This is a genomic window from uncultured Maritalea sp. (assembly GCF_937139385.1).
GTDB lineage: Bacteria > Pseudomonadota > Alphaproteobacteria > Rhizobiales > Devosiaceae > Maritalea > Maritalea porphyrae_A.
This window is the reverse complement of the sequence record NZ_CAKZPW010000292.1, coordinates 1-6,627: the sequence shown is the minus strand read 5'-3', so window position 1 is coordinate 6,627 and position 6,627 is coordinate 1. Positions and strand designations below refer to the sequence as shown.

Annotated in this window: 9 protein-coding genes; 5 read left to right on the top strand and 4 right to left on the bottom strand. The window is 49.9% G+C overall.

The genetic code is table 11. The features are described from left to right. Window positions 1-691: aminotransferase class III-fold pyridoxal phosphate-dependent enzyme (locus Q0231_RS12170; protein WP_299347854.1), on the bottom strand; the 691-nt coding region annotated here is incomplete at its 3' end. A gap of 377 nt (window positions 692-1,068) precedes the next feature. Between Q0231_RS12170 and Q0231_RS12165 the strand changes: the two genes are divergently transcribed. From Q0231_RS12165 to Q0231_RS12155, 3 genes are all read left to right on the top strand, one after another. Further along, complete coding sequence (locus tag Q0231_RS12165; RefSeq protein ID WP_299347853.1) at window positions 1,069-1,632, top strand: GcrA family cell cycle regulator; 564 nt, start codon at window positions 1,069-1,071, stop codon at window positions 1,630-1,632. Between the two features lie 167 nt (window positions 1,633-1,799). Further along, window positions 1,800-2,255: a MarR family winged helix-turn-helix transcriptional regulator gene (locus Q0231_RS12160; protein ID WP_269392751.1), complete on the top strand. Its 456-nt coding sequence runs from the start codon at window positions 1,800-1,802 to the stop codon at window positions 2,253-2,255. Between the two features lie 2 nt (window positions 2,256-2,257). After that, the gene (locus Q0231_RS12155; RefSeq protein ID WP_269392752.1) at window positions 2,258-2,491 is read left to right on the top strand and encodes a hypothetical protein; all 234 of its coding nucleotides are present in this window, start codon (window positions 2,258-2,260) and stop codon (window positions 2,489-2,491) included. A gap of 533 nt (window positions 2,492-3,024) precedes the next feature. On the opposite strand, the gene Q0231_RS12150 is transcribed toward Q0231_RS12155, so the two are convergent. Next, complete coding sequence (locus Q0231_RS12150; protein WP_269392753.1) at window positions 3,025-3,954, bottom strand: LysR family transcriptional regulator; 930 nt, start codon at window positions 3,952-3,954, stop codon at window positions 3,025-3,027. Window positions 3,955-4,080: 126 nt separating this feature from the next. On the opposite strand from Q0231_RS12150, the gene Q0231_RS12145 reads away from it, so the two are divergent. Both Q0231_RS12145 and Q0231_RS12140 read left to right on the top strand, forming a co-directional pair. Then, a complete protein-coding gene (locus Q0231_RS12145) occupies window positions 4,081-4,704 on the top strand; it encodes an NAD(P)H-dependent oxidoreductase (RefSeq protein WP_269392754.1) in 624 nt (207 codons plus the stop codon). Window positions 4,705-4,871: 167 nt separating this feature from the next. Continuing rightward, window positions 4,872-5,261: a VOC family protein gene (locus Q0231_RS12140; RefSeq protein WP_269392755.1), complete on the top strand. Its 390-nt coding sequence runs from the start codon at window positions 4,872-4,874 to the stop codon at window positions 5,259-5,261. A gap of 73 nt (window positions 5,262-5,334) precedes the next feature. Here the strand turns inward: Q0231_RS12140 and phoB are convergent, their stop codons facing one another. Together phoB and phoU are read right to left on the bottom strand one after the other, a co-directional pair. After that, entirely contained in the window at window positions 5,335-6,036 is a 702-nt protein-coding gene (gene phoB, locus Q0231_RS12135) for a phosphate regulon transcriptional regulator PhoB (protein ID WP_269392756.1), read from the bottom strand. 27 nt (window positions 6,037-6,063) lie between these two features. Continuing rightward, window positions 6,064-6,627, bottom strand: a 564-nt coding sequence (phoU, locus tag Q0231_RS12130; protein ID WP_299347852.1) for a phosphate signaling complex protein PhoU, incomplete at its 5' end; no start/stop codon positions are given.

Genomic DNA, 6,627 nt, shown 5'->3' with positions numbered 1-6,627 from the left:
CCCATTCATAGGCACACATTTTGCCCGTGCGGCCATAACCGCACTGGATTTCGTCCAAAATCAGCAAAAGACCGTGCTCGTCACAAAGCGCACGCACTTCACGCAAAAAATCTGCGTCCAGAATATTGATACCGCTTTCGCCTTGGATTGGCTCAAACAAGATGGCAGCACTATTTGGGGTGATTGCCTTTTTGAGCGCTTCCAAATCGCCGCGCGGCACTTGCACAAAGCCACCAGCCTTTGGGCCAAAGCCTTCAAGGTAGGTAGGGTTACCCCCAGCGGCGATGGTGCCCAATGTCCGGCCGTGAAATGCACCTTCCATGGTAATGATCTCAAACCGGTCTGGCTCGCCTTTATCATAAAAATAACGACGCGCGGTTTTCATGGCGCATTCAACGGCTTCAGCGCCTGAATTGGTGAAAAACACCATATCGGCAAAGCTGATATCTACGAGGCGTTGCGCCAGTTTTTCTTGTTCTGGAATAGTGAAAACATTGCCCACATGCCATAGCTTTTCAGCCTGATTTTTGATGGCATTGACCACGTGCGGGTCTGCGTGCCCCACCACATTAACGGCGATGCCGCCTGCAAAATCAAAATACTCGTCGCCAGTTGTTGAGAACAGTCGGACGCCCTCGCCCCTTTCAAAGGCGATTTCAGACCGGGCATAATTCTTATATAAAGCCGACATTTTTCTTTCCTATTGGACCATGCACCCTTATTGGTGCGCCACGAGTTATACATATTGTGAAACAAGAAGACGTGCCCGTTGATCACGATGCACGCCTTATTGGTGTTGTTTATGCCTTTTGTTGGGGCGATTTGTCAATCTGACAAGCCATTGGTCACGTCTTGGTGACCAATCGGCAAAAAATTATCAATTTTTTAAGAGGATAAGTTTGTCTGCCCCTTGTCTTTGATTCAGCCGATCCGGTAAAGTAGCGACAGTAGGGGCACGACATGTCGTGTGGCGGACCTACAAAATATACGATGGATGGTATTGTTGCCAAATTCTCTTTTTTGGCAGGGTATCGGTTTGCATCTTGGCCCTATTTGCGGAGGATCTTCATGGCGTGGACTGATGAACGCGTAGCTACTTTGAAAAAACTATGGATGGAAGGTCTTAGCGCTAGCCAAATTGCAGGTGAGTTGGGCGAAGGCGTCACCCGAAATGCGGTTATCGGCAAAGTGCACCGTTTGAAATTGTCTGGTCGGGCGAAGCCCGCTGCGTCAGCACCTCGTGCGCGCAAGCCAAGAGCAACCTCTGCGGCACCTTCAGCACCAAGAAGGCCCGCTTCAACTGGCGGTTCGGTGAGTGGCAGCACAACAAGTGCGCCCCGTCGTCGCCCAGCGGTTCATGCGCCCGTTTCTGGCGCAAACGCTTTGCAGATGAACACCGAAGTTGATGCAAATGTGGCGCTTGCCACGGCGCAAGAAGCAGAGATCTTTATCCCCGAAGAAGAGCGCGTGAGCCTAATGCAGTTGAATGAAACAACCTGCAAATGGCCTATTGGCGACCCTTTGAATGACGACTTCCACTTTTGTGGTCGCAATTCTGATGAAGGCAAACCCTATTGCGAGTTTCACTCCAAGCGCGCTTACCACACGCTGGATCGCCGCAAGCGCAGTTAAGCCTGCAAGCGTAAGCGTTTGAGATTTTAAAGAGCCGTCCTTTTGGGGCGGTTTTTTGTTTTGTCGCGTTTCTTATGGAAAATCTCAATCTCCCGCTGCGTTCTCCTTTTAAGAAAATAACTTCCTTCGGGATTTACGAACGAACTTGCGCTGATTAGCGTCGGCGCATGGATGAAAAACCAAATATAGCTTTCGCCCAAGCATTCGAATTGCTTTACAGAGATTTCTACGCGCTCGCCATGCGCCGCGTGCGCGACAAGCGACAAAGATTGTCGCCGTCTAGCGTCGGGTTTTTAAATCATCTTGCCATTACTGGGCCGATGACATTGGCCGAACTTACAGTTCATTTTGATCGTGCGCCATCCACGCTTAGCGAGATGGTTAGCCACATGGAAGCCAAGGGTTTGGTTGAAAAGCAAAAAGACCCAAGTGATGGCCGTCGGTCGATGATCTGGCTAACGCAAACTGGTCAAACAGCACTGCGCGAGGCGCAAACTGTTTTAGATATCGATCAATTGGCACTGGCGAGCGCCCGGCTTGAGCCGCAAGATCAAGAAACACTACTCAAGCTTTTGAACGTATTTCGAAACGAATTGTCAAATAAACCAAATGAGGAGGACTAAAGATGAGTGAACACAAATGCCAAAGTTGCGGCATGCCGATTGAAACGGGCACATATTGCGCGCATTGCGTGGATGAAAATGGCCAATTACAGGATTTTGACACGCGCTTTGCTCGCATGGTGCACTGGCAGATGAACAAGGGCTCGCCCAAGGAACAAGCTGAGCAAGAGACACTTGAACACATGGCAACAATGCCCGCTTGGAAAGACCACCCCAGAGTGAGAAGCGCCAGATAGAGCCTTCAGGTTCTCGCCCGTCGGTGCGAAGGCAAGAAAACAGAGTTTGGCTTAAGATTTTTGCCGCCTGTGCAACATTTGTATTTACAAAATCCAAAAAAAGTTCATTGGATATTGGTGAGTGAGCGCAATGGCGCGCTCAAGTCTGATTTGACTTGAGCCAAAACTCAACAGCATACCCAAACTAACGACAAGTGTTGGAAAACCAACATTGGCCGAACACAGCCATAACAAACGCAATTCAGCGTTTGAATGGGTAACCCGCAACGAGAAATCTTTCATACTCTAAAGAGGCCCGTTGCACTGCCAAAAGAGAAATTCAATGTCTAAAGGCGACAAGAGCCGCGGCAATAAAGAAGCCAAAAAGCCAAAAAAAGAGAAGCCAAGAGTTTTAGCTACAGCCAATTCTAATGCCGGCAAACCGCTAAACATCAACGCGGGAAAAAAGTCAAAATAACACGTTCATGGGCCGGTGAAATGCCGGCCCATGTTTGGGCTTGTCCGGTTGCGTGTCTCTTAAAAGCGGGATTTGCCTAGGTCTTGCTCATCGCCGCAATTGAGCGATCCCAGCTGGGTTCTGTTGTCAACGTTTTAGCAATATAGTCGATCAGAGCCCTTACTCTTTTTGGCAAAGTGCGATTTGGCGCATAGACGGCGTAAGCGGCATTATTTGACCATGTGTGATCTTGAAACAGTGGCACCAGCGCGCCAGCAGCAATTGAACGATAAGCAATAAATGTGGGTTCCAAAATTACCCCTAGCCCAACTTCTGCCGCCATGAGCACCATCTCACCGTTGTTGACCGCCATTCGCCCGTTTGCTTTCACCGCCCCTTTGCTGCCATCGGGTCGGACAAATGGCCATGCGGTTTTGCTGCGGGTTGAGCGATAGGTAAGCGCGGGCATTTTTGCCATATCTTCGGGTATATTTGGCCATCCATATTTGTCTAAAAGCGATGGGGCGGCGCAGGGAAAGTGCCGAATGGGTGTGAGGCGTTTCGCCTTCAAACTACTGTCTGCCAATTGGCCAATACGAATGGCAAGATCATATCCCTCGCCAACAAGATCAACCTGCCTATCGTTTAGATCCAGCTCAATATTCAGCTCGGGGTGCAGGGCCATAAAATCAAACAATATGCGGCCAAGGTGCAACGTCGAGAACGTAACAGGTGCGGCCAAACGAATGCGCCCGGACAAGACAGAAGAACCCTCAAGAACCGACAAATCTGCTTCACGAATATCTGCAATAATCTGACGAGAGCGCATCAAATAATCCTCACCAGCCGCCGTGAAGCTGATGCTTCGCGTGGTGCGCAGGACCAATGTTGTGCCAAGACGCCGTTCAAGATCCTTCAGTCGTCGACTGACTGCTGACAAAGCGATATTCATCGACCGCGCAGCGCCTGTTAAGCTTTCTGCATCTGCAATGGCAACCAGCGCATTCATTTCATCAAGATGGCTCATATTCTTCTCGTAATCGCAATAATATATTCAGAAATTCTACTGTTATTGCTTCAATGTAAAGCTGATATCCCTTGTTTCTCACTTCATGAAGCCTTTGCGGGCCGGACATGACAAAAGGAACGACGTATGATTAAGAAACTAAATATCCTTCGCATTGACAGCAGCGCAATGGGCCATAAGGGGCAGTCGTCGCAGCTAACGACGCGCATAATTGAAACCCTGAGCGCTAATCAAATGGTCGCCAGTGTTGAGACCCGCGACCTAAACGATAGCCTGCCGCACCTTGATCAAAACTGGGTCATGGCGAACAACACGCCAGAAGAAGAACGGACAGCCACTCAAAAAGATGCGCTCTTACTTTCGGACGTTCTGGTTGATGAAATTGGGGCCGCTGACCTGCTGGTTATCGGTGTCTCACTGTATAATTTTGCGGTACCCGCAAGTTTGAAAGCTTGGATTGATCTGGTCTGTAGAGTTCGCAAAACCTTTGCTTATGGTGAAAACGGGCCTCAAGGTCTGATGACGGGCAAAAAGGCTATCGTCACTTTCTCGTCAGGCGGCACGCCGTTTGGCTCGGACATTGATTTTGCCAGCGACTATATGCGGCATATTCTGGGGTTTATCGGCATCAGTGACGTCGAGTTTGTTGTCGCCGAGCAGCATTTCATGGTCTCTGACGCCATTGAAAAGGCAAATGGTTCCGCCGATGCATTGGTGGCGACACTTACTGCGCAACATCTGGCGGCATGACCTAAAGTCCGCGCAACCTGGTCAACGAAAGGTTGCGCGGCACCTCCCCAATTTACCATCAGTCAATGTCATCTAACCAAGAATTTTCATGTGCTGACGTCGAAGTGGTTGATTGACTTGAAATCACGGTCCTGCACAATGGGTTGAGCCAATTGGGGGACTGAGCAATGAAAATCTATATCACGAGCGTATTTGTTGACGACCAGGAAAAGGCGGCAAGGTTTTACTGCGATATTCTTGGGTTCAAAATCAAACATGACATCCCTTTAGGTGAATACCGTTGGCTAACAGTTTCTCAAACTGGCGCAGATGATGAAGTTGAATTGTTGCTCGAACCAAGCGTTCACCATGCAGTTGCGCCATATCGGTCTGCACTTATTGCGGACGGCATACCCTTGGCGTCATTTCAAGTTGACGACTTGGTGGCTGAGCACAAACGTCTTGATGGTCTGGGCGTCGTCTTCACCCAACCTGTTACAGATGCTGGCGAATACAAAATGGCAACGTTTGACGACACATGTGGCAACCTTATTCAGCTGATTGAGATGGTCAAATAGGTACGTCCAAGTTTCGCCCGAAGTGGCCTTTGGACGAAATTGCTAGGTATCGTTTGGACATGTTGGAAGCCGCTTAGCTCGCCACCGCAAATTTTTCGTCAAAGGCGTAGCCCGCGCCGCGCACGGTGCGAATAGGGTCTTTGACCCGGCCACGGTTGATGGCTTTGCGTAAACGACCGACGTGCACGTCGACGGTTCGTTCGTCCACATAAACATCGTGCCCCCAAACACCATCCAACAATTGCTCGCGGCTATAAACACGCCCTGGGCTTTGCATAAGATATTCGAGCAAGCGATATTCGGTTGGGCCCAAGTGCACTTCTTTGCCTGAACGGCTAACGCGGTGAGTTTGGCGATCCAATTCGATATCGCCAGATTTAAGGGCGTTGGACAAAAGACTTGGGTTGGCGCGGCGCAAATGGGCTTTTACCCGGGCCAAAAGTTCGGGCACTGAGAATGGTTTAACCACATAATCGTCAGCGCCGGTTGCCAAACCACGTATACGCTCTTCTTCTTCGCCGCGTGCTGTCATCATGATGATGGGCACCCGCGATGTTTCATCTTTGGTGCGCCAGCGGCGGCACAGTTCAATACCTGAAAGACCCGGCAGCATCCAATCCAGCAGGATCAAATCGGGCATTTCTTCGCGCATTTGCAAACTGGCTTCGTCACCACTTTCAACTGTGGCGACGCGATAGCCCTCAGCTTCAAGATTATAACGCAGCATAATTGCAAGGTCTGCTTCGTCTTCAACGATCAGGATGAAGGGAGCCATTGGCGTATTTTCCGTCTAATTGAAAGGTTAGTTCAGCTGAACTTTGCCAGATTCAATATCGTAATAAAGGTTCTCACCGGTCTTTAGATAATAGGCCGCTTCAGCGATGTTGGTCGCGTGGTCCCCTGCCCGTTCCAAGTTTTTGGCACAGAACAAAAGATGAGTGCAATCGGTGATGTTGCGCGGGTCTTCCATCATGTAGGTCAGGAATTCGCGGAACAGTGAAATGTAAAGCGCATCCACCTCATCATCGCGGCGGCACACGTCTAGCGCGATGTTTGCGTCGCGCAGCGTAAAGCTATCGAGCGAGCGCTTGATTTGCGCCAACGCCAAATCTGACATGTGGCGGATGCCATTATAGAGCTGTTTGGAAACACGCTGGCTGTCGATATGCTTCACACGGCGGGCCAAGTTTTTAGCAATATCGCCGATACGTTCCAAATCGTTGGCCACGTGAATGGCCGATACAATGTGGCGCAAGTCTCCGGCCATTGGCTGACGACGGGCGATCATTGAGACCGCTTTTTCTGGATCAACACCACGCTGACGACATAGGAACATTTGATCGTCACTTACTTTAGACGTGGTCGC

Bases quoted from the DNA above. Each gene is read 5' to 3' on its own strand.
- Q0231_RS12140 (WP_269392755.1), top strand. From the start codon at position 4,872: ATGAAAATCTATATCACGAGCGTATTTGTTGACGACCAGGAAAAGGCG.
- Q0231_RS12165 (WP_299347853.1), top strand. From the start codon at position 1,069: ATGGCGTGGACTGATGAACGCGTAGCTACTTTGAAAAAACTATGGATG.
- Q0231_RS12160 (WP_269392751.1), top strand. From the start codon at position 1,800: ATGGATGAAAAACCAAATATAGCTTTCGCCCAAGCATTCGAATTGCTT.
- Q0231_RS12155 (WP_269392752.1), top strand. From the start codon at position 2,258: ATGAGTGAACACAAATGCCAAAGTTGCGGCATGCCGATTGAAACGGGC.
- Q0231_RS12150 (WP_269392753.1), bottom strand. From the start codon at position 3,954: ATGAGCCATCTTGATGAAATGAATGCGCTGGTTGCCATTGCAGATGCA.
- phoB (WP_269392756.1), bottom strand. From the start codon at position 6,036: ATGGCTCCCTTCATCCTGATCGTTGAAGACGAAGCAGACCTTGCAATT.
- Q0231_RS12145 (WP_269392754.1), top strand. From the start codon at position 4,081: ATGATTAAGAAACTAAATATCCTTCGCATTGACAGCAGCGCAATGGGC.